Origin of the sequence: Pseudomonas edaphica (genome assembly GCF_005863185.1) — a bacterium.
GTDB classification, from domain to species: Bacteria; Pseudomonadota; Gammaproteobacteria; order Pseudomonadales; family Pseudomonadaceae; genus Aquipseudomonas; species Aquipseudomonas edaphica.
The window spans coordinates 1-1,301 of the sequence record NZ_VBVZ01000986.1; the positions used below are offsets into that span (position 1 = coordinate 1).

Here is a 1,301-nt window from a genome sequence, read left to right on the forward strand (position 1 = left end):
GCGCAGGCCAGGAACGCGTGGGTGTGGTCCTGACACACGCCTGCACGCCCGGCAAAGGCCTGGGCCGCGCAGGTGTCGACTTCGGTGGCGCCAGGCGTGTAGACCATTGATTGGTTGAGCGCGTGCATCAGGTCGATCAACGCGTTGCGATCGCGACGTTGCTGGCAGTGCTGTTGCGCAAAACCCAGCAATGCTTCATCGGGTTCTGTCAGGCGCGTGCTGCGCAGGAACGGAAACGCTGACTGGTTCTCGTGTTCCGCCTCACGCAACTCGTCGATATCCACCTGGCCTCGGGCGCCAATAATGATCGCATCGTGGGGCTCATCCAGGGTCAACACGTGCAGGATATTGCCGAACGGGTCGACTTGCGCGCGCACCGGGCGCGGCAAATCCAGCTGCCAGCTGATCACATGCTGGCGCTCGCTGTCGTGGGGCGTAAGGCGCAGGTACTGAATGCTGGCGCGCACCTGGTCTTCGTAGTGGTAGGTGGTTTCGTGGCTGATGGAGAGTCTCATGCGGCCTCCAGGTAGGAACTGTAAATGGCGTCGCCCAACTGGCGCACCAAGGGGATGAAGTCGGTCAGCCAGGCGTGCAGGCCTTCCTCGATGATTTCGTCAATGGCGGTAAAGCGCAGGCGCGCGTCCATCTCGGCGGCCAGGCGCTGGGCCGGACGGCCGTTGATGCCGGGCAGGCTGGCGAGGATCTGGTCGATCTCTTCGCTGCACGCCCTTAATGAGCGCGGGACGTCGGCGCGTAGCAACAGTAATTCAGCCACTTGCCGGGCGCCGGGCGCGTCGCGGTAGATCTCGGTGTAGGCCTCGAACGACGACAAGGCGCGCAGCAGGGCGCTCCACTGATAGTAGGCGTGGGCCGTGCCGTCGGTGACGACGGCTGCTTGGTCACCGGCCATTTCGTAGCGAGCGTCAAGCAGCCGCAGGGTGTTGTCGGCGCGTTCGATAAAGGTGCCCAGGCGAATAAAGCGAAACGCATCGTTACGCATGATGGTGCCGTAGGTGGCGCCCCGGAACAGGTGCGAGCGCTCCTTGACCCATTCACAAAAACGGCTCATGCCATAACGGCTAAGCCCTTGCCGGGCGATATCGCGAATATCCAGCCAGGTGGTGTTGATGTTTTCCCACATGTCAGCGGTAATTCGCCCGCGCACCGCATGGGCGCTGGCCCGCGCGGCGCCGAGGCAGCTGTAGATGCTCGCCGGGTTGGCCGCGTCCAGTGCGAAAAAGTGCAGCAGGCGCTCGGCATGCAACTCGCCGTGACGCGCGTGGTAATCATCGAGGGTGCCG

2 protein-coding genes are annotated in these 1,301 nt (G+C 63.5%); both read right to left on the bottom strand.

The annotated features are described in order from the left end of the window. Positions 1-515 (bottom strand): transglutaminase family protein (locus tag FEM54_RS32690; RefSeq protein ID WP_138454297.1); only part of this gene is annotated, 515 nt, incomplete at its 3' end. Then, on the bottom strand, positions 512-1,301 hold a 790-nt coding region (locus FEM54_RS32695; protein WP_138454298.1), incomplete at its 5' end, for an alpha-E domain-containing protein. The genes FEM54_RS32690 and FEM54_RS32695, both read right to left, overlap by 4 nt.